Source organism: Synechococcus sp. Lug-A, assembly GCF_024345655.1.
GTDB lineage: Bacteria > Cyanobacteriota > Cyanobacteriia > PCC-6307 > Cyanobiaceae > MW101C3.
The window spans coordinates 1-25,555 of record NZ_JAGQBN010000013.1 but is presented as its reverse complement, the minus strand read 5'-3'; the positions used below and the strand labels follow the sequence as shown (position 1 = coordinate 25,555).

Annotated in this window: 20 protein-coding genes; 6 read left to right on the top strand and 14 right to left on the bottom strand. The window is 61.6% G+C overall.

From position 1 onward, the window contains the following. The first annotated feature begins 207 nt into the window (after positions 1-207). Together KBY86_RS10615 and KBY86_RS10610 are read left to right on the top strand one after the other, a co-directional pair. Positions 208-2,733, top strand: coding sequence for a hypothetical protein (locus KBY86_RS10615; RefSeq protein WP_255141070.1), 2,526 nt, complete (start codon positions 208-210; stop codon positions 2,731-2,733). Further along, entirely contained in the window at positions 2,730-2,954 is a 225-nt protein-coding gene (locus KBY86_RS10610) for a hypothetical protein (protein ID WP_255141069.1), read from the top strand. Before KBY86_RS10615 ends, KBY86_RS10610 begins: the two co-directional genes overlap by 4 nt. Here KBY86_RS10610 and KBY86_RS10605 read toward each other — a convergent pair. The 4 genes from KBY86_RS10605 to KBY86_RS10590 form a co-directional block, all read right to left on the bottom strand. Then, a complete protein-coding gene (locus tag KBY86_RS10605; protein WP_255141068.1) occupies positions 2,935-3,738 on the bottom strand; it encodes a hypothetical protein in 804 nt (267 codons plus the stop codon). The genes KBY86_RS10610 and KBY86_RS10605 overlap by 20 nt on opposite strands. Beyond that, positions 3,735-6,089, bottom strand: coding sequence for a glycosyltransferase (locus tag KBY86_RS10600; RefSeq protein ID WP_255141067.1), 2,355 nt, complete (start codon positions 6,087-6,089; stop codon positions 3,735-3,737). Before KBY86_RS10600 ends, KBY86_RS10605 begins: the two co-directional genes overlap by 4 nt. Before the next feature lie 255 nt (positions 6,090-6,344). Continuing rightward, positions 6,345-7,247, bottom strand: a complete 903-nt coding sequence (locus KBY86_RS10595) for a calcium-binding protein (protein WP_255141066.1) — start codon at positions 7,245-7,247, stop codon at positions 6,345-6,347. A gap of 161 nt (positions 7,248-7,408) precedes the next feature. After that, entirely contained in the window at positions 7,409-8,677 is a 1,269-nt protein-coding gene (locus KBY86_RS10590; protein ID WP_255141065.1) for a hypothetical protein, read from the bottom strand. Positions 8,678-8,909: 232 nt separating this feature from the next. On the opposite strand from KBY86_RS10590, the gene KBY86_RS10585 reads away from it, so the two are divergent. The 3 genes from KBY86_RS10585 to KBY86_RS10575 all read left to right on the top strand — a co-directional run bounded on the left by KBY86_RS10585 (position 8,910) and on the right by KBY86_RS10575 (position 12,047). Then, the gene (locus tag KBY86_RS10585) at positions 8,910-9,893 is read left to right on the top strand and encodes a Hint domain-containing protein (RefSeq protein WP_255141064.1); all 984 of its coding nucleotides are present in this window, start codon (positions 8,910-8,912) and stop codon (positions 9,891-9,893) included. Positions 9,894-9,932: 39 nt separating this feature from the next. Continuing rightward, positions 9,933-10,730: a hypothetical protein gene (locus KBY86_RS10580; protein ID WP_255141063.1), complete on the top strand. Its 798-nt coding sequence runs from the start codon at positions 9,933-9,935 to the stop codon at positions 10,728-10,730. A 102-nt stretch (positions 10,731-10,832) separates the two neighbouring features. Continuing rightward, positions 10,833-12,047: an FkbM family methyltransferase gene (locus KBY86_RS10575; RefSeq protein ID WP_255141062.1), complete on the top strand. Its 1,215-nt coding sequence runs from the start codon at positions 10,833-10,835 to the stop codon at positions 12,045-12,047. A 518-nt stretch (positions 12,048-12,565) separates the two neighbouring features. Here the strand turns inward: KBY86_RS10575 and KBY86_RS10570 are convergent. The 10 genes from KBY86_RS10570 to KBY86_RS10525 form a co-directional block, all read right to left on the bottom strand. Then, a complete protein-coding gene (locus KBY86_RS10570; RefSeq protein WP_255141061.1) occupies positions 12,566-12,886 on the bottom strand; it encodes a hypothetical protein in 321 nt (106 codons plus the stop codon). Further along, the gene (locus tag KBY86_RS10565; RefSeq protein ID WP_255141060.1) at positions 12,873-13,118 is read right to left on the bottom strand and encodes a hypothetical protein; all 246 of its coding nucleotides are present in this window, start codon (positions 13,116-13,118) and stop codon (positions 12,873-12,875) included. Before KBY86_RS10565 ends, KBY86_RS10570 begins: the two co-directional genes overlap by 14 nt. Before the next feature lie 302 nt (positions 13,119-13,420). Beyond that, a complete protein-coding gene (locus KBY86_RS10560; protein WP_255141059.1) occupies positions 13,421-13,822 on the bottom strand; it encodes a type II toxin-antitoxin system VapC family toxin in 402 nt (133 codons plus the stop codon). Continuing rightward, positions 13,822-14,091: a type II toxin-antitoxin system VapB family antitoxin gene (locus tag KBY86_RS10555; RefSeq protein WP_255141058.1), complete on the bottom strand. Its 270-nt coding sequence runs from the start codon at positions 14,089-14,091 to the stop codon at positions 13,822-13,824. Before KBY86_RS10555 ends, KBY86_RS10560 begins: the two co-directional genes overlap by 1 nt. A 686-nt stretch (positions 14,092-14,777) precedes the next feature. Next, on the bottom strand, positions 14,778-16,178 hold the full coding sequence (locus tag KBY86_RS10550; RefSeq protein WP_255141112.1) for a nucleotide sugar dehydrogenase: 1,401 nt from the start codon (positions 16,176-16,178) through the stop codon (positions 14,778-14,780). Positions 16,179-16,683: 505 nt separating this feature from the next. Continuing rightward, on the bottom strand, positions 16,684-17,631 hold the full coding sequence (locus KBY86_RS10545) for a hypothetical protein (protein WP_255141057.1): 948 nt from the start codon (positions 17,629-17,631) through the stop codon (positions 16,684-16,686). A gap of 2 nt (positions 17,632-17,633) precedes the next feature. Continuing rightward, complete coding sequence (locus KBY86_RS10540; protein WP_255141056.1) at positions 17,634-18,638, bottom strand: hypothetical protein; 1,005 nt, start codon at positions 18,636-18,638, stop codon at positions 17,634-17,636. Next, positions 18,638-19,285 carry an FkbM family methyltransferase gene (locus KBY86_RS10535; RefSeq protein ID WP_255141055.1) on the bottom strand — a complete coding sequence of 216 codons (648 nt, stop codon included), beginning with the start codon at positions 19,283-19,285 and terminating at the stop codon, positions 18,638-18,640. The genes KBY86_RS10540 and KBY86_RS10535 overlap by 1 nt, the downstream gene beginning before the upstream one ends. Before the next feature lie 49 nt (positions 19,286-19,334). Beyond that, a complete protein-coding gene (locus tag KBY86_RS10530; protein ID WP_255141054.1) occupies positions 19,335-23,933 on the bottom strand; it encodes an exostosin family protein in 4,599 nt (1,532 codons plus the stop codon). Between the two features lie 118 nt (positions 23,934-24,051). Next, positions 24,052-25,047, bottom strand: coding sequence for a GDP-L-fucose synthase (locus KBY86_RS10525; protein WP_255141053.1), 996 nt, complete (start codon positions 25,045-25,047; stop codon positions 24,052-24,054). Positions 25,048-25,161: 114 nt separating this feature from the next. On the opposite strand from KBY86_RS10525, the gene KBY86_RS10520 reads away from it, so the two are divergent. After that, positions 25,162-25,425, top strand: coding sequence for a type II toxin-antitoxin system Phd/YefM family antitoxin (locus KBY86_RS10520; RefSeq protein ID WP_255141052.1), 264 nt, complete (start codon positions 25,162-25,164; stop codon positions 25,423-25,425). Positions 25,426-25,555: the final 130 nt, after the last annotated feature.

Below are 25,555 nucleotides of genomic sequence, written 5' to 3'. Positions count from 1 at the left end.
GTCCGGTGCTCAGTGAAGGCCCGGAGCACGAAGACACTGGACGTACAGTTGCGTGACATGGGCCAGAGCGACAGGATTGATCATCAACTGACCCAATCATCCAGACCTGTGCCCCAGGAAGAATGGGCCGCTTCGAGCTCACTGGCCACCGGCGCCATGGCCCGGGCATCACTTCAGGAACTTGATGCCTGGGTTTTAAGGCGCAGCATGAAGAGATATCAGCAATGGATCGTCGATGAGACCCCCTTCGTCGTCAGAATTGACGCGATCGACTATTCCTTTCAATGCTGCCGTACCACGGCAGGCACCAATCATCTTGAGATGCATCGCTGCAGCGATGGGGCCCCTTTTGAACTGATTTCGGATAGCTGCGGCAGCGGATTCAGCCTGGCGACCAGTCTCCCCCAGCCCCTGGATCCCGCCCGCGCAGAGGCCCCGCTCCCGCTAGCCAGCGGAGCGCCGGTGGTGCGCATCGGCGACCCCAACTTCGCTCACTTCCTCTGGAACGAGCTGGATCCCCTGCTGCACCTGCTTGAGCAAGCACGGCAGCGCGGCCAGCGGCTTCTGGTGGTGCAGGACAGCGACAGCATTCTCGATCTGGGCACTCTGCAGGGCGTGGAACGCCTGCCAGCCGAGGTTCTGCAGCAGCGCTCCAGTGTTCATGTCGGGGCGATGTGGGTGAGCACTGCGGCGCGCCGGACAGCCCTGGCCGCTCTGGGGGCGCCTGCGGCCGCCAGCGCCCGGGAAGGGAGGCCACCGTTGCTGGTGCTGGGGGTGCGAGGGCCCGGGCGCCGTGAGTTACGCGGCGAGGTGGAGCTGCTGTGCGGCCTGATCCGTCGTCTGCTCAACCGCTGGCCAAGCCTGCGGATTGCCCTCGATGGCTTCACCTATCAGCACAACAATCTCGACGATCCAGGCAGCCAGGCGCGCGCCGCAGCCATCGCCGATCGGATCGCCATCCTCCGTGAAGCTTTTCCCGGTAACAGCCTCGAATCGCTTCATGGCTTCTGCTTTGAGGACTATCTCCCCCGGGTGGCCGAGGCGACGGCCTACATCACCCATGAGGGCACGATCCAGCACAAGATCGGCTGGTTTTACCCAGAGATTCCCGGGATCTGCCTGGTCGCGGGGCCGCACGCTGAGGCGATCGGTCACTGGCATCGCCTCCAATGTGAGGGAGCCTCCCAGCTGGATGTGCTGCCCACCGGTCTGCTGGTGCGCACCACAGTGGAGGAGCAGGGCGACACAACCCACAGCCCGGCGACGGCGGACGACGACCTGCGCAACCAGCCGTTTGAAGCGACCGACCCGGCCGCCACGATTGCTGCCATGGAGCAACTGCTTGCCCCGCACCTGGATCCGCCACCCAGCCCGCACCTGGATCTGGTCGCCGCTGTGTGGGCAGCTCCTGATCCGCTGGCGGCACTCACGGACCTGGCGCAGCACCATATGGCAGGAACCGGGGACAGCCACAGCGCTGTGTTCGGTCTGTGCGAGGCCGCCTGCCTGACCCGCAACCGCGAGCATCTCGCGGTTGCGGCCAGGCAACTGGGACAGCTGCCGGCGGACGACCTGTGGGTGCGGATGCATCGCCTGCGGATCAAGATCGCCAGCGCTGAACCAGACGCTCCCCTGCAGGAAGCCGCCCAGGCGTTGCTTGCCGATGCCGGGCAGCTGGATGCCAGCAGCCGCCAGCTGCTGGCCTGCCTGCTGGAGGCCAGGCTCGATCCTGCGCAGCTCTCCCTGCTGCTGCCGGAGTTCCCCGCGGACAGCCTGGTGCTGTTGCGGGGCACGCCGATGGAGCCCGCCAAGGCCGCTGTGCTGGCGGCGCGGGTGCTGGAGGCCACCCTGGGCGCCAGCCCTGAAGTGTGCAGCCGTGCCGCGGGGGTTTACAGCCGCCTTGACCCAAGCTTGCGGCGCCCCTTTCAGAGCTGGGACCACCCGCAGGTGGCGGATCCCGCCCGGCTGGATGGGCTGGTGGAGCGCATCACCACCGCCTTGCGCGAGGGGCGGGGCTTCGGGGTGATCCGTCTCGGTGACGGGGAGGGCATGCATCTAGCGGGTCGTGTCACGGATCTGGAGGGCGCCACCAGCAATGGCGACGTCCGCGATCCAGCCCTGGCGGCGGCCGGCGGCCATCTGGACGCAGAGCAGCACCACCAGCTGCTGGAGCGGTTCCGGCAGGCGCTTGGCATGGCCGATGTGGTAGCCATCCCTGATCTCTGGCAGTGCCTGCAGGGCCCTGAACAGACGCTGCAGGTGGCCGCCAACCTGGCGGTCGCCCCGGCAGCCACCTGGCCGGGTGGCTGGCATCTGCATCTGCAGTTGTTGTTGCATGGCGCCTTCCACCGCCCGCCGTTCGATCGGGTCGACGCGGTGATTGCAGCGGCGCTGCCGCCGGCACTGAGGAACAGCCCGGTGACCTTCGTACCCCTGCCGGGCGAGGACCCGCACTGGAGGGGCACAGTGCGTCCTGACGCCCACTACCCGCAGGTGTACCACCGGGTGTTGGCGTGGATCGAGCGGAGCGTGGAACCGGGGCAACTGGTGCTGGTCAGCGGTGGGCTGCTGGGCAAGATCTACGTGGGGGCGATTCAGGCCCGCGGTGGGGTGGGCGTCGATGTGGGCAGTGTGATCGATCTGTGTTGCGGCCATACGGGTCACCGTGGCGAACACCGGCTCAACCCCTATCTGGGCACCATGGCCGCGGCGGCCTTCCAACCCAAACGATGACGACTGGAGAAAAGCTGGCTGGAGGGGAATGGCTGGAGCAAGCCTGTGAACACCTTGGCGCCATCACGCCCGGCCTTCAAGGGGAGGTGCGCCGCCAGCAGGCAGCCCTGGCGCTGATGCAGGCAGGACGCGAGGGGGCCGCCTGCGCGCAGCTGGAGGGAGCGCTGCAGGCCTGCGCGTTGCGGCAGCTCCAACAGGCGATCAAGGAGCTTGGGGGCTGAGCTGCTCCAGGTTCTGCCACACCTCAAGGGCGGCATGGCCACGGAACACCGCCAGGTGCAGCGCTTCGCGGGCCTGCTCCGGCATCTGCGGGTCGTGTCCCATGGCGGCACACGCCTGGAGGAGCTGGGCCAGGTGCTGGGGATCGGCCAGTGCTTCAGCGTGTTCCAGCTCCTGCACGCCCTGGAGCAATCGGTCGCGGATGGCCGGCACCACCCAATCACGGGCCTCCGGCAGGAGCTGCAGCAGCCGCTGCAGCAGCTCTACCGCACGCCAGCGGGCCGCTGCCCCGGGCTGGGACATCCAGGCGATCGCGCCGTAGCGGCAGAGGTGCTCGGCCATCAGCGAGCGAAGGTCCGTCTCCTGATGAGGCAGCGCCTCCAGCCGGCGCATCCAGCGATCGGCCTGCCAGAGCTGCTCGGCGCGCAGTGGGTCAGCCACCAGCTCCGGGGCAGGGGAGGGCCCGGCCTGCTCCACCAGCCGGCGATGCAGGCCGGGCATCAAGCGATGGAGCAGGGCCGCCAGGGCGGTGGGCTCGAGGCCAGCGGCGAGGGCTTCGAGCCGGCTGAGCCCCGCCTCGATCTCCCCGGCCTCGCAGAGGGCTTCCACACGGCGCAGCTCATGGGCCTGAAGGGCCTGCTCGAGGGCCTGGCGTTCGCGAACAGCAGCGGGGGGCAGGACACGCAGCAGCTCGCGCCAGAGGCAGGCGAGGGGCTCGGCCGGCAGTGGCAGCGCGAGCAATTGATCGAGCGGGATCCATACGCCCGCCTGTGCGCCAGGGTTCATCGGAGGTTGTAGAAGCTGAGCAGGCCTTCAGGACCGGCGCCCAGGGGGAGCGGCCAGTGTTGCTCCGGCAGGGGCCTGGACACCGGAGCCACAGGCAGGCCCAAAGCGCGCAAGGCGTCTGCCAGGTGTTCGCGCACCACGGCGGCGCCCCAGCCGGCTTCGAGGTGGGCGGTGGCTGCCTCCACCTGGCGCTCCCACAGCTCGGCGGAGGAATGCAGAGCCAGCACATCACGCGCGAAGGCTTCGGCATCCTCGGCCAGCAGGGCCGTGAGGCCATGGCGCAGCCCCAGCCCCTCGGCCGCCACGCCAGTGGCCACCAGCGGCAAGCCGGCCGCCATGGCGGTGAGCATCTTGCCCTTCACGCCGGCACCAAAACGCAGAGGCGCCACGCACACCCTCAGGCGGCTGAGCAGGGGCCCCAGATCGGCCACATAGCCATGCACCGTGACACCCTCACCGGCGAGGGCCTGTATGGCGGCGGGGGGGTTGGCACCCACCACATGGAAATGGGGCACGGCGGCATCACCAGCCAGGTGACGCAACGCGGGCAGCACCTCCTGCACGTACCAGAGCACGGCATCGGCGTTGGGGGGGTGGCCAAAGCCACCGAGAAACAGCACCCCCTGCCGCTCATGAAAGGAACTGGGCAGGGCTTCACGGCGCACGCGGGGCGGCAGCACGAAACCGGCGGCACGGGGGCTGAGCCGCTCCACGGCCTGACGGCGCTCCTCTTCGCTGAGGTAGAGCACGGCATCGACGATGTCGAGGATGCGCTTCTCGCAGGCGCGCATGCGCTCGATCGCCTCGCGACTGATCGCCTCGGGCTGAACGGCGAGCTGCCGCTCCATGCGCAGGTGGTGCAGATCGTGGGTGTAGTAGAGGAGGCGAGCGAGCGGGGCGTGGGTCTTGATGGCTTCGAGCCAACGGTCGGCCACTTCGGGCCGGGCGATCAGGATCGCCTCATAGTGATCGCCGCGCTCTTCGAGCAGCTGGTTCACGGAGGGCACCCAGGGGTGCACCAGCACTTCCACACCAAGGCGCTGGAGTGGGGTGCCGTAGTCGGGCTGCCAGAGCAGGTTGTCGGTGGGGAGAAAGCTCACATCCCAGCCGAGGGCGAGCAGATCGGTGAGCAGGTGAAGGATGTAGAGGGAGCCGGCGTCGCGGTCGGGCGTGGGCAGGCTGGCCTCCATCACCAGGATGCGGCCCACCCGGCCGCGGTTGCGTTCGTGCCAGACGGCACTGCCGTTTTCGGCATGGCTCTGCAGGCGCCGCTCCCACTTGCTGCGGAACAGGCGGGCGTTGCGTTCCTGAAAGCGCTTGGGGCCACTGTCGTGGTCGCGGCCGCTGGAGAGGCCTTCGTAGTGGATCACGCGGGCAAGGGGCTGCATGAGCACGCGGTAGCCGAGATCCCGCACGGCCATGGCCAGGTCGGTGTCCTCGTAGTAGGCGGGGGCATAGCGGCTGTCGAAGCCGCCGATGCGGCGAAACAGCTCGGTGCGCATCAGCAGGCAGGCACCGGACACGTAGTCGACGTCGCGGCAGAAGCCATAGGAGGGGTCGGTGGGATCGCCATCGCGGCCGTAGTTCCAGGCGCTGCCATCGCGCCAGACGATGCCACCGGCTTCCTGCAGGCGGCCATCGGGGTAGAGCAGCATGGGGCCCACCAGGCCTGCATCGGGAAAGCCCTCCAGGCTGCCGATCAGTTCGGTGAGCCAGTCGGTGGTCACAACGGTGTCGTTGTTGAGAAAGCAGAGCAGTTCGCCGGTGGCGTTGGCGGCGCCGCTGTTGCAGGTGCGCAGGTAGCCGAGGTTGTCGGGCTGGCGCAGCAGGCGCAGGTGCTTGCTGTCGAGTTCGGCCACCAGGGCGACCAGCTGATCGATGGAGCCGGCGGGGGAGGCGTCGTCGAGGAGGAGGATCTCGAGGTTGGCCGGTGGATCGGGCCGGCGCAGCTGCTCCTGCACCAGGCTTTCAAGGCAGCGCAGGGTGACGGCCTCCTGGCCGAAGAGCGGCAGCACCACACTCACGGTGGGAGCGGGCTTGAGCCGTTGCAACAGCAGCGGCCAGAGGGTGCGAAGGCGGGCCACGGTGGCTTCAGCGGCAGGCGGCTGGAAGCGACCATCGGCGAAGGGCCGGCCTTCCAGGGGATGCGGCGCCAGCAAGGGGCGGGGCCGCTCGACGAGCCAGCAGGCGTAGCGCTGCCAGAGGCGGGTGAGCGCCTGGCTGGGAGGCAGGGGCTCCAGCTGGCGATGGAGTTCGAGGCCATCGTGAAAGAGGGTGGCCGGATCCTCGGCGCAGAGCTGGCGGGCCATGGCGAGGCCCGCCAGCCGCGGAGTGATGGGGCGCCAGGACACCTGAAGCGGTGAGCCGGGCCGATCCGGCAAGACGGCCTGGACCGCGAGCGGCTGATCCGCCAACGGAAGCACCACCATCCCCGAACAAGAAGACTCAGCAAGACGCACATGATGCTGCGCCTTGCTGCCGTCGTTCAGGTTGAAGCTGAGCTGCAGCGGCAAGCCAGAAGTGGGTGCAGCTGCGCGGATCTCAATCGAAAACCAGCGGGCTGAGGGAGGGCTAACCAAAGGGCCGCAAACCGGCTGATTCGGCTATCAAACCACGAAGAGAATGTCGTCCTGATCCCAGAGATAGCCGTTGCCAGCCACCACTTGAGTGATGTTGCCGCCGACGGTGACAGTAAGGGTGGAGGTTCCGAAGCCAGAGAATGCGCTGAAGTTGTTGGGGCCACCAACAGCAGCGGCGTCGAAGGCCAGCCTGTCGTCGCTAAAGGTGAAGTCGCTGACGGTGTCGACATCGCCGCCGCCGAGCTGATCGGAGGTGTAGTAGAGGGTGTCGTTGCCATCGGTACCCAGACTGACGAAGTCAGACCCTGAACCACCGCGGATGAGATCGTTGCCACCGAAGCCATAGAGCGCGTCGTCACCGGAGCCGCCGCGGATGAAGTCGGAGCCGCTACTACCGTAGATGGTGTCGTTGCCGGTGCCGCCGACGGCGTAGTTCTGGAAGTCGGTGCCCAACTGGCCACCACCAGCCGCGTCAAGGATGGTAGTTGTCGAACCGATTTCGTTGCCAGCAGTGGTGCTGGTCAGATCGACCGTGACACTGGGGTCGTTGGAGTCGTTGCCGCCACCAAAATCACCAAGGCTGATCACCTTGGGGCTGTCAATCACACCAATTTGCTGCTGAGCTTCAACAATGTTGCCGCTGCCCTGCACCTGCACATTGGTTGCACCAGCACCGAGGCTGAGGGTGTTGTTCTCGCCCGTCAGAAGAATTTCGTTCGTTTCACCGGCGGGAGCCGGCGTGGTTGCCCAAAAGGCGCCAACACCACCAACTTCGACAGGGCCGCTGGTTCCATCAACCTGTGTGCGCTCCCCGACAAAATCATCAATAGTGCCTGGATCCACTGGCTCCAGGGGGAGTAGTCCCCCACCTTCCTCATCAACTGGCCTTGTGCCAAAGATATCTGAGGCAGGGGGCGCAATGAAGGACATGGCTCGTAACGGACCAACTCGATGGATCCACCCTACGCCATGCGCACATGCCGATAGCTGTATCGCTTACAACTTTCTTGATCCGGAAATGGTATTAAGGATTGCACTTGAAAATCAAAAGCATGTGCTGGGTAGGCTTCACGCTCGTATAGATTCAGTCATCACTGGCTTGAAGCGAGCAGCTGCCAGCCGCCCAGGGAGGCCACAGCGCTGAAGCCCGGCGGCTCCACCAGCCCCACGGGCGCAAGCAGATGGGCCACCTTCGGCCACAGGAGGCCCAGCGCTGTGGGGAACCTGCTGCCGCTGGGCCGCTGGATCACCAGCAGCGCCACGGATTGGTTTGCGTCGGCAGCCAGCTGGCGCAGCAGAGGGGAGGATTGTTCGCTGCGGCAACGCAGCCCCGCCGTTGCCAGGGCCTCCGCCATCAGCAGGGGCTCACGGCTCGCCACCGGCTGCACCTCAAGGCCCTCGGGCAGCAGTTCCTGGGCCAGGCACCAGTGCAGGGCGCCGGTGGGATGGCCGTGCAACACCACCACCAAGCCATCGCGCGAGAACAGGTGCCGCAACCGCAGCCGCTCACCCAGGGGCAGGTCAGTCGTCGGTGCGTCCGCCGCCGTGCGGTGGCTCAAGCGGTGGCGCTGGGCGTTGTCTTGCAGATCCTGCCGAAGCGCTGGATCGCTCGGCAGCCCCTGGGGGTCGGCTGTGAGCAGGTCGTAGCTGCGCCAGCTGCCTCCGGCCAGCAGGATGCGGGCGCGCAGGTTACGGCCCCAATCGCTGGTGGGATCACGGGCAAGGCCCTGCTGCACGGCCTCAAAGGCCTCATCGAGCACGCCCTGCTGCAGCAACAGACGGGCCAGCAAGAACCAGGGCCGCGGCTGGTTGCGCTGCTTGCTGAGGCTGGTGCAGAGCCAGCGCTCGGCTTCCCACCACTGCTCCAATTGCAGCAAGGCGGAGGCCATGGCGTTGCAGTGATCCGGTTTGAGGCCGCTGGCCACGGCCTGCCGCTGCAACAACTCCACGGCGGCGGCACCATCGCCCGCCGCCAGCAGGGCCCGAGCCCAGGCCGCCACCTGGGCGGCCGCGGGTAAATCAAGCTGCAGCGCCAGCGCCTGGCGGGCCGCCGCCACGGGATCGACCGGCAGCTGCCCATGGGGATCAGGCCCAAAGCGGGTCAATTCCTGGCGGGCCTCAGCGATGGCCGCAGCAAGCTGGGGTGCAGGCGGTGGCAGCAGGGCCCAGGTGCGCCAGCGGGCAGCGGCGGCGGTGAGGCCCTGCCCTAGCAGAACATCCGCCAACTGTTCGCAGACCTCACTGAGCGGATCAGTGGCCTGATCAGCTGGCAGATCGCTTGGCTGTGCGTTGCCCTGGCCAGCCTGGGCGGCGGCAACCGCCTGGTCGAGGCGGTGGAGCAATGGCTCGAGCTCAAGCATGCTGAAAACCCTAGGGGCCAGCAGCCGGGCTGGCATTGGCGCCCCCCGGCGCAGCTGACACCGCCGATCGGGCGCCAGGCGCGCGATCAACGGGAGGAGCGAGCCGAACATGGCAGCAAAACCAAGCGACAGCTGATAGCACGGAACATCAACAGAGTCAAACTAGATTTTTTAAACAATTCTTGCGAGCACTTGGGAGACGGGTAACTGTGCGAAATCCAATGCTGAAATCATGGCCCAAGAAAATTATAACTATTTCTATCAGATCAAGTTTCCCGATAAGAGCGGAGATTCGTTCACGGTGGAATCGACACTGAGCAAAGAAATCCTGCTTGATGAGCCAGAAAAAGCTGATGACGGCAAACTCACCATTGGAGAGACGGTGACGGTGACCCCCAGCGACGGGAAGGAAAGCTATACTTATACAGGATATTCCCATGAAGACTATCCTATTTTTGCGCTCGATGTGCCTGGCTCCGAAGGCGGCAAACCCTCTGAAGGCGCACCTGAAGGCCTGGATCCTGATCGCACCTATGTTCTTGCCACGAACGACGAACTCGTACAATCGAAAGTTGAATACAAGGCGTTTTCATCGGCAGACCCTCTGGTTCTGTGCCTCGTTGAGGGCACAAGCGTGCGGCTTGCGGATGGCAGCAGCAAGGATGTGGCGGCGTTGGAGGTGGGCGATGAGGTGCTCACGCCATCGGGCACTCATGCCGTGCGCTTTGTAGGGCAAACCACCCGCACGCTGTGGCAATTGCGCTCCACTGGCCACATGCCGATCTGCATCGAAGCCGGAGCGTTGGGGGGCATGGGGCCGGAGCAAGCGATTCATTGCACCTCCAACCACGCCTTCTTGATTGAAGGCTGCCTGGGGAAAGCGCAAGCGCTCATCAATGGCCGCACGATCCGCCAACTCGAGGAGTGGCACCCCGGCACGGTGACGTACTACTCGATTGAGCTGGAGCGCCACGCACTGGTGTGGGCCAACGGCCTGCTGTGCGAAACCTATTTCGCCACCGCGCGCGGCAATCAGTTCAGCCGTGAGAGCTGGGACAACTTCTCCGCTTATCAGGCGCTGTATGGCAACGGCGCGGCGATGGTGGAGCTGGCGCTTTCGCGGATTCCGTTCGCACGCCAGCTGCCTGTGGAGATCCGCCAGCGGGTGGTCGCTGGTGCTCCCAGCCGTTCAGAGAAGGCACTGGCCCTGCGCTAAGCCCTGATCGATCGCCAACCATGGCGCTGTGGTGAACCTGTGGTAGTTGATCAAGCCGCGCTGCTGAACGATCTGCAGCAGGCGTCGGCGAAGCTGCTGCCGGAGGCAGACGCCCTGCTGGCGCGCTACTGCGCCCTACCGGCGGCCGAGGGTGCCGATCGGCTCGGCAAGCTCTGGCGGGCGGCGGAGCTGGCCCAACGGCGGGGCCGTCTCACGGTGGCGATGGGGCTGTTGCGCACGATCGATGCGTTGAGTGTTGGCGAGCAGCTCACGCCATTGCGGCGCCGGGCACTGGAGCGGGCAGAGCGGCTCGCCTATCTGCAGGCCGATCTGGAAGCAGCGGGGCAGTTACGGGAACGGCTGCGGCGACTGCTGGCCGCCAGCAGCCAGCCCGACGACCACGCCCTGGTGAAGACCGAACCGCTGCGCCATTGGCGGCTGGAGCTGGCATGGCTGGATCACACCGCTATGGAGGAAACGGCGCAGGTTGAGGTGCCGCCGTTGGTTCGGGCGGCCTGCCACGGCGTGAACGACCCGGCGGTACAGGGCGATCTGCTGTGCCTGGCGATGCTGTGGCTGCGCTGGCTGACGGCGCACCAGGGGGTGAAAGCGGTGATCCTGCAGCCGAATGCCGCCGCCAAGTCCAAGGAACTGGCGTTCCCGCCGGCGAGCCCGGAGCCGCTAGCCCAGGAGCAGACGCTTTGGCATGTCTACAACGGGCCGTCAGGCGGCAACGATGTCGCTGTGGCGGGAGTGCAGGCCTACTGGAAGGCGCGCGGCTCTGACCTGGCGGCGCTGCTGGGGTGGAAACGGAGCGGGAGGCGGATTTCTTATTGAGCGTTGATGCGCGGCCCAACGGTGTCTGGCACATAGGCTTTTCCCGCACGGCTTCTGTGTTGGCGGCGCTCGTAGGTTGGGCATTGGCCGCGGGGCAACGCAATGAGCCGGGAGGCCTACGAGCAGGGCAACTGGCAGGCCGTGATCGAGGCCCACCCGCCGGGAAGCCATGACCCGGCGGAATGGCTGCGTTACGCAGTGGCACTGCTGCAAACGCTCAAGCCTGCCCCGGAAGGAAGCCGGCAGCAACGGCAGGCGGCGCTGGCCTTTCGGCAGGCGCAGACAGAAGGGGCAGAGCCAGCCGAGGTGATTGCGGCACAGCGGCAGGCCATCTGGCTGCTGCTGGCAGAAGGGCTGCTTCTGAGTGGAATGCAGCAGGAAGCGCTGGAGCTGCTGGCCAGCAGCTTGCCGGGGCAGATGGACTCTGAGGAGCGTGTCAGCCGAGCACGACTACTGGCAAACCAACTGCTGGTGAATGCGGGGTATTGGCGGGAGGCCGAGGCTCTGCATTCCGAAGCGCTGAAAGCAATCCAGCCCGAATCACTAAGTCTCGACAGGCTTAACGCCGAATTGCAGATCCTGAGGGTGGAAGGAGAGCTGCTATCTCATGAGTTGAGCCTGGCGCTTGGCCAGGGCGCCTTGGCGAGCCCACCGGCCAAGCCCAGCCCGTCGGAAGGCAGCGCTGAGGGCGTCCGCTGGCTGAGCAAGAGCCGCTCCCAACTGGGTCAAGACCTCTGGGTGCTGGAACAGCTGGGCTGGAAGCGGAGCGGCTATTTCGTGGAATTCGGAGCCACCGATGGGGTGCTGTTGAGCAACAGCTGGCTACTGGAGAAGCACTTCGGCTGGGAAGGAATCTGCGCCGAACCCAACCCGAAGCTGTTTGAGCGGCTGCAGCAGAACCGCTCCTGCACACTCAGCCCCGCGTGCGTGTATCGCAGCAGTGGGGAGCGCATGCGATTTGTGCTGGCCGATGCCTATGGCGGCCTGGCCGAGCTCGGCACAGAGGATCAGCATGGTGCAAAACGTGAGGCTTACGCGGCGGCGGGTGAGGTGATGGAGGTCACCACCACGTCGCTGATGGATCTGCTGGCACAGCACGGGGCACCGCCGCTAATCGACTACCTGAGCATCGATACCGAAGGCAGTGAACTGGCGATCCTCGAAGGGCTGGATTGGGATCGTTATCAGTTCAGATGCATCACGGTGGAGCACAACTTCACGGCGCAGCGCCAGGGGCTGCAGGAACTGTTGGAAGCGCGGGGGTATCAGCGCCAGGAAGCCCAGTGGGACGATTGGTATGTGCTTATTGATGAATGACGACACCTCAAGAGGAGCTGCTCTCAGCGCCCTGAGCTGTCAGTGAATGCAGTGATGTTGGTGGTCTGCTCCGGAGGATGGATGTGAAACGCCATTCGCTCTGATTGGTAAAGGGGTTCCGCCCAATCGCCGCCAACCCCTACCTGCGATGACCACAGCGAGTGCGCGCCGCCATGGATCCGCCAATGGCACGAACAGACCGCACGCATCCCCCACAGGGGATTAACCGAATTTATACCCCACAGGGGATCGGTTGAATTCGTTCCTTGTGGGGGATGAGATTTGTCGCAGGTGGTACGCCTTCCGGCACAGCTGGGCGGTGCGCTTTCTGCAGAACGTGGCCAGAACGCTCCATCAAGGCGATGGTTGGCCACTTTGAGCTCGGGTGCCTCAAAGCAGTAGAGCGCATCACCAAGGCATCGCTTGCCAGGCCCTTAGCGAAGCTGTGCACCTTGCGGCAGCGGGAAGAGAAGTCGTCGGCGGCGGTGAACAGCCAGCAGTGCTGATGGGCGAAAGCGCTAAGCCTTGCCGTAGGTGGCGTCGTGGTCAGGCGCAATGGTGAGGAAGCGGATGAAATCCCCATCCCGGTGGGCAGTGGCACGGCACGCCCGGCTGATGCGCAGGGAGTAAACCGCATCAATGCCTTGGGGTGGCTTGATACTGCTGATTTTCTCCCACTTCAGGTCTTGGTCGCGATAGAGCTGAATCCAGGTGAGTTGGCGAATCTTGTTGAGGGTGGTCATGGCTGCATGCCGTTCGGCATTTTCCAGCGTGAGCAGATTTTCCTGAACCACGGGGTTGTTGAGGTCTAGCCGGATCGTTGCTTCATCGCCGATCATGATCAAGGCGTTTCAGGGTGCCCTCCAGATCGGCGTCTGAGGGTGAATGGCTCACAGACCAAGCCATCGCAGCCTGCAGGTCTGCCGCTGCAGAAGATTGATGCAGCCAGCGCTCGTTATCAGGGATCACGGTGGCCGTGCGCACGATCCAGACACCGGGCTCACTTTGTTCCACCAAGACCTGCCGGCCGGCGTATTGCTTACCCAGGGTGATCTGGCCATTGGCGCCCACAACTTTGACGGCAGGCGCTGGGGCAGTGCTAGCCACGACGGGCCTCCTTGATCGTTCTGCACGATAGCCCAGTAATCGTGCCGCACGAATTCACGGGCTATCGTGCCGCCCACCGGCCGCTCCAGAGCGGTCAACCTGTTGACAGAGAGGCTGATCAGGAGTGAGCGGTATGAGCCTCAGGATTCAGATGGCCTGATCTCTTCCATCAGCACAGCCAAGGCTTCATTCAGTTGGAGCCGGTTGCGGGAGAGCGCGAATCTGGAGGGTGGCATCGGCGTGCCTGCCTGTGGGCTGAAGTATGGTCAGCCCGCCAGGCCGAAGGCGGGCTGGAGATCGGTGTGGCAGAAGTCGTCACCTTTGAAGAGCAACGGTTGATCGAGCCACTTGGCCAGGGCATAGGAAAAACAATCGCCGAAGTTGAGCCCAGCCCGATGACGTCCTTTGCTAAAACGACTGAAGGCCTGGCGAGCGAGTTCAGCCTGTTCACGATCCAGGCTGATGATTTCGATCAGCGCCGTGCTTAGAAACAGATCAAGATCTCCCTGGCCATCAGCACCAAAGCGTGCCTCCATCACAATGGAGAGCTCTACCAGGGAAGCAGAAGAGAGAGAGCACTGTTCTGCTGCGGCGATGGCTTCGTTGAAGGCGTGACGCTCCGGTTCGTTCTGCAGGATGGCCAGCACTGCCGAGGAATCGATCACCATCAGTTGGGCAGGCCCGTGGTGTCGTAGCCGAGGATCTCTTCTGAGCTGCGGCGATCGCTGATCGGCCGCCCAGCACAACGCAGGGCGATCTGGTCGAGTCGGTTGACGAGGCCGGCTTGCTTGTTCGCTGTGGTGTGGCTCTGGCGCTGCAGGCGCCGCAGACGCTCTTTCAGGGCCAGGATCACGGCGGTGGTTTTGGTTTCGCCCGCGAGGGCTGCCACCTCAGCGGCGAGGCGGTTGGCCTCGGCGTTGCGGATGTTGAGGGCCACGGCTGGAAGCGTGTAGACAGCGCTCCATCAGTGTAGCCCTGCAGGCCAGGGCCGAGCACGAGCGCTGGTGCAACGAAAAAGTGCATAGCACCGCTTGATCCTCGCCACACTCCTGCAGGAGTCTGAGAAGACTTCGTCTTCGCCAAGAAGCGCCACCACGGCGGCAACAACGACCAGAACACCGCCGAAAAGCGAGGCATAGCCGGCACGGTCAAGCAGGGGAAGCGGATCGGGCGGATCCGACGAAAGCGGCGCTTCGTTCTCTGCCATGACCGTAGCGGCACTAGCCCGCGTGCTACTTGCGGCACGTGGGCAGCCCGCCCATCAGGTTGCAGAGCGGTTCATGCAGTGGTGACGACGGAGGCAACCACAGCGTGCTGGCTCCCTTGAAGACAGAGAGGCCGATCAGGAGTGCCCATAGCCAGCCGAGGCGGCGACCACCGCGCCCAAGGATCGGCACACACTTGTGAGGAATGATTTGGGCAGTGTGGCACCGGTGATGGCGCCGAGGGGAGGGAACGGCGTCAGGGCGGAGCAGCAAGACCTTCAGCCTCTGCTCAGGGGCACAGGGTTACCGGCAGCAGGAGGCCAAATGGGAAGACTGTGGTTGGCTGGAGTTCGGCTGACTCGCTTTGGTCTGTGAGGCGGCAAAGCCACCTTGGTGGTGTGCCTCTACCGCAAGATCCCTACCCCTCACCCTTCCCCACTACCCAGAGGCGCAAGCCCGCAGCCCGTACGGCGGCGGCATCCGCGATCGCACGGGTGTCAAATACCCAGGCGGGATGGCGCATCACCGCTGCAACTGCGGCCCAATCGATCTGGCGGAATGCAGGCCACTCGGTGAGCACCAGCACAGCATCGGCACCACGGGCTGCATCGAGCGGTGTGGACACCCGTTGCCATACCCCTTCTGCACCCTGTGCCTCCTCTTGCCCGAGATTCAAGGAGATCTGCTCGACCGAGACTTTGGGGTCGTGAAAGGCCAGAACAGCGCCTTCGTTCAGGAGGTCTTGGCAAATGCGAATGGCCGGCGATTCACGCGTGTCGTTCGTGTTGGCCTTGAAGGCGAAGCCAAGCACTGCAAGGCGTTTACCGGATACCGTGCCAAACAAACGGTTGACCACCAAGCGCGCGATGCGGTGTTGCTGCCAGGTGTTGATCTCCACCACCTGCTGCCAGTAGGCGGCCACTTCATGCAGGCCGTAGTAGTCACAGAGATACGCCAGGTTGAGGATGTCTTTCTGAAAGCAACTGCCGCCAAAACCAGGGCCGGCGTTGAGAAACTTGGCGCCGATGCGTGAGTCGGTGCCGATGGCGCGGCCCACCTCCTGCACATCGGCGCCGGTGGCTTCACAGAGAGCGGCGATGGAGTTGATCGAGCTGATGCGCTGCGCCAGGAAGGCATTGGCCGTGAGCTTGGAGAGCTCAGAACTCCAGAGGTTGGTGCGCAGCACACGCTCAGCTGGCACCCAGTGGGAATAGAGACCCGCAAGCGCCTCGATAGCGGCGGGATCCTCACCGCCGATCAACACGCGATCAGGATGTTCGAGATCTGAAATGGCCGTGCCTTCGGCAAGGAACTCAGGATTGGAGAGCACTGAAAACGTTTTCGGCTCGCCGCTGGCACTGGCTTCACCCTGCGCGGCGCCAAGGATGGCCGTGATGATGGCGGCCGTGCGCACCGGCAAGGTGCTCTTTTCCACCACGATCGTGTGCCCCTGGGCGCAAGCCGCCACCTGACGCGCGGAGGCTTCGATCCAACGCAGATCACTGGCCTGGCCGGCGCCAACACCGCGCTTCTTGGTGGGTGTGTTCACCGAGAGAAACACCATGTCCGCGCTGGCGATGGCCGCCTCCACAGCGGTGGAGAAGTGCAGATTGCGGCCCCTGCAACGGGCCACCACAGCATCGAGGCCAGGCTCATAAACGGGGAGGCAGGAGAGATCGTCAGCATTCCAGGCCGCGATCCGGGAGGAATTGAGATCCACCACCGTGATTTGGACCTGGGGACAGCGATCAGCGATCACAGCCATGGTGGGCCCGCCCACGTAGCCGGCGCCGATGCAGCAGATCGTGCGAATGGGCATGGTCATCAGCCAAGAGCCTCTCTGGAGTAAGTGATTGTGGGCGCCAGGACCTGCTCCAACACAATGATGGGTGCTGAGCCAGTTCCCGTGGCGCTGGGTGGGGTCGGCGGCAGGAAGCGGCTTCTCAATGAGCGGCAGTTCTGGGTTGATGCGCACTCGCACCAACTCGGCTAGCTGGTGAATCGTGAACTCCACTGGGTTGCCATGCGTGGTCGAAAAGCGTTTTCGGCAGCAGGATCCTGAAATCGTTTCGGGCCTCCCATCGCAGAACGGTGAACCAGAAAAGATGGCAATCCCAGCAGCATCTCGGCTCGCTCAGCTGCAGGCATAAACAACCTGTTGGAAAACCACACCCAGCCCGGCTATCAGCGGTGGGACCTGCAGCCAAGCCATTGGCCGGCCACCGCCAAGACGTGGGACATCGGAACGCTCGCAGCCTTCGAAGCAATTATCAGTATTGCGGAAGCCACCTCCAACCCAAGCATAGAGTCCATTGGGATCATATCTAAACATACTCAAGTGATTGAACCTCAATGTCTGCCGTGTAGCACTCAATCAGCGGAACAAACAATGAGCCATTGTATTCAAAACCAGGATCTCTGGTAATCGTCCGATCTGGCGGGTCTGCGTTCACTTCAATTAAAACTTCAGCACGATCAGATACTGCTTGCCAAGGAGCAAGTACCGCATAATACATCTCACGCTCAAAGTGACACCACTGGTCGAAGAGATTGATCGATCTTACAAGTGCTTCATTATAATAAATATTGATCACTGGAGAATAAGGACCCACTCTGACACGCAGAACAATTTCTGGAAATAAACCAGACGTAACAGTCCTTAGCCTTAGCGACCGATGCGGACTAATGGTAGAATCAATGCTAAAATTGGAAAGCCTGTAGGGATGATAATCGCTAATCTTAGTTAAGCCTGTCGGGGGCGAACAGACAATCTCACCTGAGAACAAGAAGTCAAAGATCGCCTTTGCATATAAAATTGCCCCTTCCCTATTTGTGTGCACATTATCTCGCAGGTGCACGCTCTGATCAATTAAATTTCTCAGGTCAAGGCAGGGAAGATTATAGTTTTTTGATAAGCTTATAACCTGCCTTTCTGCTTCTCTGTCGCCAAGAAGATTCGTGTCAGTCCGCGGGAAAATTAAAAAGACAGGCAAGGTATCTTTGTTCAACAGGCTGGCCAGCACATAGTGAAGCTTGTTTGAATCAAACTCGCCCATACCAGTCGTATTCCAGTCAAAGAAGCAAACATTCGCCATGCTGTTGATAACTTCATCTGCCTTAAAAAAGCCTGCATCGTTAAAATGACACGCTGAATAAGCAAAACATTCAAGGCCAATGTTGTGCTGGCTACACAAATCTCTAAGATGAGTAATGTAACCTGAATCCTTGCCTTGTGCAGTGACGCTTGCCCCAAACAACGAAATTCTGATCATGGCTATAAACGTGGTGACAATTGATCAATGATACTGCTTAACTTTTTGGGCACGATTAGCTTATCATTAAAGACTTTACCCAAAGAGTTCTTAAACTCAGAAGGCGAGATTTGCAAGTATTCAGATATGCTAGCAACAAAATGATCTATATTCATATCAATTTTTCGCAAAGTCTCAGATCGGATAAATTGTGGATCAATTCCTTCGCTTTTCAGCGAGCGAACAGCATTACACACATCACTCGGCGTATCATTCACCCACCTGACAAACCTTCCATCAAAATAGAAGTCGCGTCCGCCTTGATTGATGGTTGTGACAACAGGAATGCCAGCAAGAAGATACTCCATACTGGCATGCATCGCGCCTTCTTGCTTAGATAGACATAGGCCGCAGTGGGAACTATTATAAATTGCATTTACCTGATCTTGAGGCAGCCATCGCTTGTTTCCATTTTCGTCAAGATTAGCAATTCTTACATCAGGCAGCAGTTCGCGAACGCATTTGAAGTGCTCATTTTCAAAATTATATCCAATTAGCACAAGATTGGAAAGCTCTGTACAAAGCTCATGCCGCTTGAAGCTCAGAAACTGTGCGTTGTAAACAGCATCATAGATTTTTGCATTCTCAGGAACAATCGGCTGAAACAGTCTTCTGTCTACAAACATGTTTTGATTATGAAGAAGCACCTCCGCGCCTAGCGACCTAAGATTGTCCACTTCAGCATGTGTATTTGCCAAGAAAATCATTCGATGATTTCTGTGGGTAGCTAAAATATGATCTCGCCATGCACTTATAGTAGCTGCAGATGCCGAGTTCTCCTCAGCCGTCCAAGCCACAAGAACAAGCCAAACAACCTCTTCTGAACTTAGGCAATCGGCTAGCATTGTAAACGGATTTGGCTCTTGTTGCCCAGCATACATTCCGGAATAGACTAGAACAGGTTCTTCGAGCAATAAGGTTCCCCTAAACGTTAAATCAAAAAGACTAGAAGAATCTGAGAGTCCCATCAGAATCGTCTCCGGATCATAAATGTATCAAACTCTGCCTTGCAAGCATCATAGCTGGGGCCTACATGAGACAAGATTGCATTAAACTTTTCATCGCTCAAATGGCAATGCTCAAAGATGATCAGCTTAGGAAGGAACCTATCAAAACTAACGGACTGGAAGACCTGAGGCTCCCATCCTTCTGTGTCTACTACTAGTATATCGACATCAAACAAGTAGTACTTGTCTACAATACTTTGCAATGTGACAACTGAAACCGACTCACGCCCTATGTTATCCTCGTGAATACCATGACCGAGCAAATGACTTAACTGAAAACTTGCAATACCCTTAAGCTTTTGATTGCCTTCGTGAACGTCTTTGACATAAAAGAGATCTTTGGTGCTATCAGACTCCAAGCCGATAGCTGCATTCTCAAAGAAGCACCTGGTACATGCGCTGTAATGCGATTTGAGTTGCTGAAAATACAGAGGATGAGGCTCTACAAAAACACAATACCAATTATTCTTTATAGCCCTAGGGCTAATGAAATCAGCATTCACCCCATCATTTGCGCCAATTTGAAGAACGGAGCATTGAAACTTTCTTGATTCCAGAAAGTCAGTGAAAAGTGCTTGGGTGATGGACGAATGATAGGCAGTAGTCATTTGTCGCATGCTCCGATGAGTAAAGGGAATGCCTGAACCAAGCTACGATCTAAACATTGCATTTGTCCCAAACAAGAGCAATGAGTTCTTGCTTATTCATTGAGGCCAGCCTTGAGCTCGTGTCGTACCAGCCGGCAACTATTCTCAAAGCCTCCATTTCCGCATCGGAACTGGAATCGTCAATCGCTGGCATCTTTCTGATTAGGCATATGCAAAGAAAAGCAGAAGTGCTTGCAACTGTTGCAGTTGCGCTAGGCTCTGTAGAACTCCAAAATCTTTGCCTGAGTGATGCGATCCGATTTTGATAGGTCTTGACCATTGGATGGACAATGTTTTGATTATCGCACCGAACCGACTGATCATGCTCTTGGTGATGCATTAAATCATAATTGAAAACTGATTTACGCAGAGAAGACAGCGCCATCCGATCCTTGAGATTTGTATCGTCCTGCCCGTAAGCAAGAAATCGCTCGTCGTATCCATTGACTCTGTTGAAATCTCTGATGAAATAATAGGTCTCACCATGCAAGTGGCGCTCATTATTGTCTCTTGCTTGATGCCAATCCCCAACCCAGAATTCACCAGGCTCCAATGGGTGAGCAGCAAAGAAGTCTCCCTTGAATTCCACATCAGAATCACATTTGAAGATGCGTCGATGACGTGCCATGCGGCTAGCAAGATTCTGTGCCAAAGTGCGGATGAACTTGGTCTGCCCGTCTACCCGCACCACCCGCACCCGCGGATCGCCAAACACTCCAGGAATCTCAGCCACAGGATCGGTTGAACTCCAATCCAGCAGAATCAGCTCATCAAAATTCTGCTGCAACCAGTTCGGCAGATTTTTCTGCACGTTCTCGTTGCGATTCATCAGATGCACGTACATCGTGATGCCCTCTCCCAGCGGTTCCCCGATCAAATTCGTTGTCGGTGCAGCCACCGGCGGGAACAACTCGTTACCGGGCACCACATCTTCCGGCCATGCCACCACCGGCAACTGCTCCAGAATCTCTCCGCTGTTGATGTGCTTGGTGTCAAAGGTGTCGTCTTGCCGGTCTGCATTGCGATCCGATGCCGCCTTGAGAATCCCAGCTCGATCCAAGCGCTGTGCTTCCCGTGCGAAGGCATCCTTCTGGCTCAACACAGCCAGCTGCAGATGCGCTGGGAGCCTTGCCTCGGCGCCTGTCTTCCACTGGGCCGTGAACTTCAGGCCCATCGCCCACCACCGCTCCCCGCTCGGCAACCCCAACCAGGCGCTATCCCCCGTCGTGCACTCCACCTTCAAGGGCAGCTCCTCGAACTTGTTGAATTCCCGGTAGCGGGAGATCGTGAAGCTCACCTGCTCGAGCGTGCAACCCTTTCCAGTGAGCTGGAATCCCAGCAGGTGCTCGGTCTGGTCCAGGTGCACCACGATTGAGCTTGGGCCTTCAGAACGCAGCGCCAACATCGCCGGCACCAGCCGGGCCACGCCGGTGAACTCAGCTTTCGTTTCTCCTGGTATCTGCACCTGCTGAGGCTTAAACAGCTTCTGCAGGAGAGGGATCGGCTCCGCTTGCCGCTGGCTGCTTCCAAAGCAGGTCATCGCCACGCTGGCCTCATACAGCCGCCTGCACAGCCGCTGGCGCCGGTGCCGCTCAGCAGCATCAATCGCCCGCAGCCGCTCATCCAGCTGCTCCAGCTCGGCTTCCGGATGGAGCACGATCACTTGGCCCCAGCTCAGCCCCTCCCCCGGCAACAGCCGTTCCAGCGCCGGCAACTCGTGCCGATCCGACAGCACCACCGGAATAGCCCCCGCCGCCAGCGACTCCCACAGCCGCAGGGTGTTGGGTCCTGCCCCCACCGGACACAAGGAGAAGCGGGTGTGACTCAGCAGCTCGTTGTAGCTGCGCACCTCATCGGTTTCGATCGCGTCTTTCTTGCTCTCGTCGCCGAAAACCTGAAAGTTGTACACCACCTTGTTGAAGTGCCACATGTCCTTGATGGTCACCTGGTAGCCCTCCAGCTCCGCCAAAGCGGCCATGCGCTGGCGCACGTCGCTCAGGTAGTGCTTCATGTGGGCACCGCTGAACGAAGCGAACACCGCCCGCTGCTCGATCGGCACAAACGCAAGCCCCTGGCGACGCTCTGGATCCCGATCATTCACCGCATAGAGGCTCCAGCTGTGCAGCCGCATGCCTTGCGCCTGATCAAGGCCCTTTTCCTTGTGGGAGAGCCACAGATCGGTGATGCCGGCCGCTCGGATCCAGGAGGCGGCTTCTCTCCAGAAGATGTGCTGGCAAACGCTGTGCACCTGCAAGGATCTGCCCCAATGGCTGAGAACAGCCGCCAGTGCCTCCGCACGCTTGGCATGCGCAAGGAGGAGTGCTTGCGGGTATGGGGTGCCGCTCAGTTGTTGATTCACGCCACGGTCGATGAACGTGGCCCAAGGCAGGCCCACATACACCTGATACGCATCTCCCTCACGCTGGGGCCCGCTTAGCTCGCTGTGCACAAGGTGTGCATCTTCCTCTGTGCGGCAGGGATACTGCCAGAACAGCAGCTGATTCTTGTGCTGCTTCACTGAGGCGATCTGATCAGGCTTCCACTCCTGCAAGGGCTGGAGAAAACCCAAAGCAAAGAGCGCCTCCTCCCCCTGCTCAAGCGCTGCCTGGGCTGAACCCAGGAAGGCCACCGTGCCCACCATGGGCCAGAAGCGATCCACGAAATAGAGCGCCTCCCCATCGCTGAACACCTCAAAGCGGCTGCCGAAACGCTGCACCAGCTCGCAGCCTTCTGTCTTGAACTCCGAGCGATTGATCAAGGAAAACTGGCCCCAGCCAGCATCAGCGGCCGGTGCACTAGGTGCGGCAGCCAAGGCAGGCTCAGCCGGACCGGTGGCCGAGACGCTCTGGACGCAGCCATCCAAAGGGCTCCGCTGCAGCGAGGAGGGGAGACAGACACCTTCAAGCACACAGGCTTCTGCGGTGTAGAGCATGCCGACAGAGCTTGAAGGGGCATAGTGCTCAAACCAGATGGATGGAGCCTGTAAGAACGACAGCGGCTCGACAAAAGCTGCGGCAATGCTGCAGCGATACCAACCATCACCGACGGCTTCAATCGCACTGCTTGCACCCGTGGCCGAGCCACTATTGATCGCAGGTCCTACCACCAGGCCTGTGGCGAGGTCAAAGGCTTGCCTGGCGTCGTTGTTACCCGTTTGGTCGTTGATGCGCAGAACAATTCTGTTTTGCGTTCCTGCCTTGATCACAACGGAGGCTGTATAAGCACCACTCTCGGTGGTGGCATACTTGTTGAAGGCGTATTTCACCGCAGACGCGCCATCTGCACTGATGATCACAGCAGCACCGGAAACTCCATATGGCCCTGCGGTTTCCGAGTGCTCAAGAGCAAGGTTTCTGAGCTCAACGTATTCAGAATCTGCAAACTGAATGGTGCGCAGTGGCTTGGCAGCCTGTGCTGCCTGGCCCGCTTCAGCGGTGGATGGGGGATTGGCTTCTGGCTTGGGATCTTCTGCGATCACATTCAGGCTCTTCGCTTCTGCCAGGGCGCCCGCTTCGCCAAACAGCACCAACTCGGCGCCTTCTTCAGGGCGCCAGGCTGGCTCGGCAGCGGCAGGCGCGCCAGTGAGCTTCAGGCGCAGCTTGCACCAGGGGGTTCCTTTCAACTCCGCCGGTTGCCAGAAGCGCCGCTCACCACCTGGCTTCAAGGTGAGCGCGCCATCGCCGCACAACTCCAGCCAGGCCTCTCCTTCGCCTTCCGCCTGCAGCGTCAGCTGATGGCCGGCCGAGGCCCGCCGTGGCAGCCGCATCGTGAGGCCCTCCAGCTGGGTGGGTCGCTTCAGCCTCAGCTCCACCCCCTCACCCAGCAGGGCCGTCATCGGCAGAAACACCGTGTCTTCACTGGCGAAGGGAGACCCATCCCCCTGTAAGTGCGCCGACCCCACCGCCTCATGCACCCAGCTCAGGCCCGTGAACTGCTGCTGATCGAGGAACCGCTGCGCCACCTCCGCCTCCCCGTGGCGCAGTTGGTGCACGCCCCGTTCAATCGCCTGCTGGTTGATCAACACACCCGCTGGCCGCTGCTCAGAGCGTGTCCACAGGGTGAACTCAAGCTCCGCCTCCTCATCAGGCGCCAGGCTCGGATGCACATAGCTCACGCCGCCATACAGCCTGTCGCTGGTTTTGTGATACGCGCGGGCGGTGCTGGCCTGCAGGTGCACGCTGCGCACGTGATAGCAGGGATTGCGCACGCGGAAGCCGTGGCTCCACATCACATAGGCGATGCGGTTGTCGCAGCCCGGAAAGCCGAGCGGGAAGCTGCTGGCATACAGCAAGCTCTCGGGTAGCTCTGCATCGCCACGCACGCCCCACACGTCCTGGGTCCAGTGGGGATAGTCGTTGAGGTGGAAGCCGGCATGGCCCGGGTTGTAGCGCGTCAACGCCAGGAAGGTATCTGCACGGTCGAAGGTGGTGGCCAGGTGCTCCAGGCCTTCATCCAGGTAGATGTCGGCATTCAGCAGCAGGCCGATGCCCGCGCCCTGGCGCCGTACCCAGCGAAACCATTCGGCATAGGTGATGCGTTCGTCACTCACCACCACTTCCACTGGCACCGTGCCCTGCGGCACTGGCGGCGCATCGGATTCGCAGAACAACACCACCCGGCTGATGCCTGGATGGTTGAGATTGCGCCGCAGGCATTCATCAATCTCCAGCTGCCGATCTGGTGTGCGCGTGCGGTAGTACTGGCTGTAAACGACGATCTCCATCGCCTTAAAGCCTCGCGCTGCCACTGCTGGCGAACTCGGCCACCGTGCCCGCCAGCCCCTCCGCCAACGGGATGCGGGCGCGCCAGCCCAGGGCCGCCAGGCGGCTCACATCCAGCTGCTTTTTGGGGGTGCCGTCGGGCTTGGTGCTGTCCCACTCCAGGCTGCCGGCAAAGCCGGTGGCGGCGGCCACCGCTTCCGCCAGCTCGCGGATCGTGAGATCCACGCCCGTGCCCACATTCAGAAACTGCAGCTCTTGGGGCCCCGGCTGCCAGCGCTCCAGCGCAAACACACACGCCTCGCCCAGATCATCCACATGCAGGAATTCCCGCAGCGGCGTGCCGGTGCCCCAGCAGGTCACGCTCGGTGCCTTGGCCAGGGCCGCCTCATGAAACCGCCGGATCAAGGCCGGCAGCACATGGCTGTGGGTGGGGTGGTAGTTGTCGCCAGGTCCATACAGATTGGTGGGCATCAGGCTGATCGCATCGAAGCCGTGCTGCTGCCGCAGCGCCGCACACAGCTTGATGCCGGCGATCTTGGCGATCGCATACCACTCATTGGTGGGCTCCAGCGCTCCAGTGAGCAGCGCCTCTTCCCGGATCGGCTGCTCAGCAAACTTCGGGTAGATGCAGCTGCTGCCCAGGAACAGCAGCCGCCGCACGCCGCTGCGCCAGGCGCTCTCGATCACGTTGTTCTGGATCTTGAGGTTGTCGAGCAGGAAATCAGCCGGATAGCTGCTGTTCGCCGCAATGCCCCCCACCTTTGCGGCCGCCAGCACCACCACCGTGGGCTGATGCGCTGCAAACCAGGCCGCCACCGCCGCGCCATCGAGCAGATCGAGCTCCTCGCGGCCGGCGGTGAGCAGGGCGCCGCCCTGGGCTTCCTCCCCATAGCCGGCGCGCTGCAGTGCCCGCACGATCGCGCCGCCCGCCATCCCCCGATGCCCCGCCACGAAGAAGCGGTCGGCTGGGGTGATCAAGGGTGTGGTGGAGGTGGTGGTCATGGCTTGAACAACCTGTTCAAGAGCGGCACTCCAGGCCTGCGGCCACAAGCCTGAGCTCCCGCTTGGTCCACCAGTGGACTAAGCTTGATTAGTCGGCAGCCGCCCCTTGTCGCCATGCACACGCCTTTCACGCGGATCGTGAACGTGCACGAGGCCAAAACCCACTTCTCGCGGCTGATCGATGCCGCCCATGCTGGTGAAACCATCGTGCTGGCCAAAGGCGGACGTCCCTGGGCGCGGCTGGTGCCTCTGGAGCAGCCCACACCCAAGCGCAGTCCCGGCGTGTTGCGCGGGATCATCACCCTGCCTTCGCCGGAGGTGCTGCTCGAACCGCTTCCGGAGGAGGAGCTCGCCGCTCTGGAAGACCCGCTGCTGTGAGCGCTGCTTTGCTGCTCGACACCCACGCCCTGCTCTGGTGGCTGGCTGAACCCGATCGCCTCTCTCCAGCAGCCCATGCCGCCATTGCCGATGACACGGCACGGGTGCTGGTGAGTGCGGCTTCCGGCTG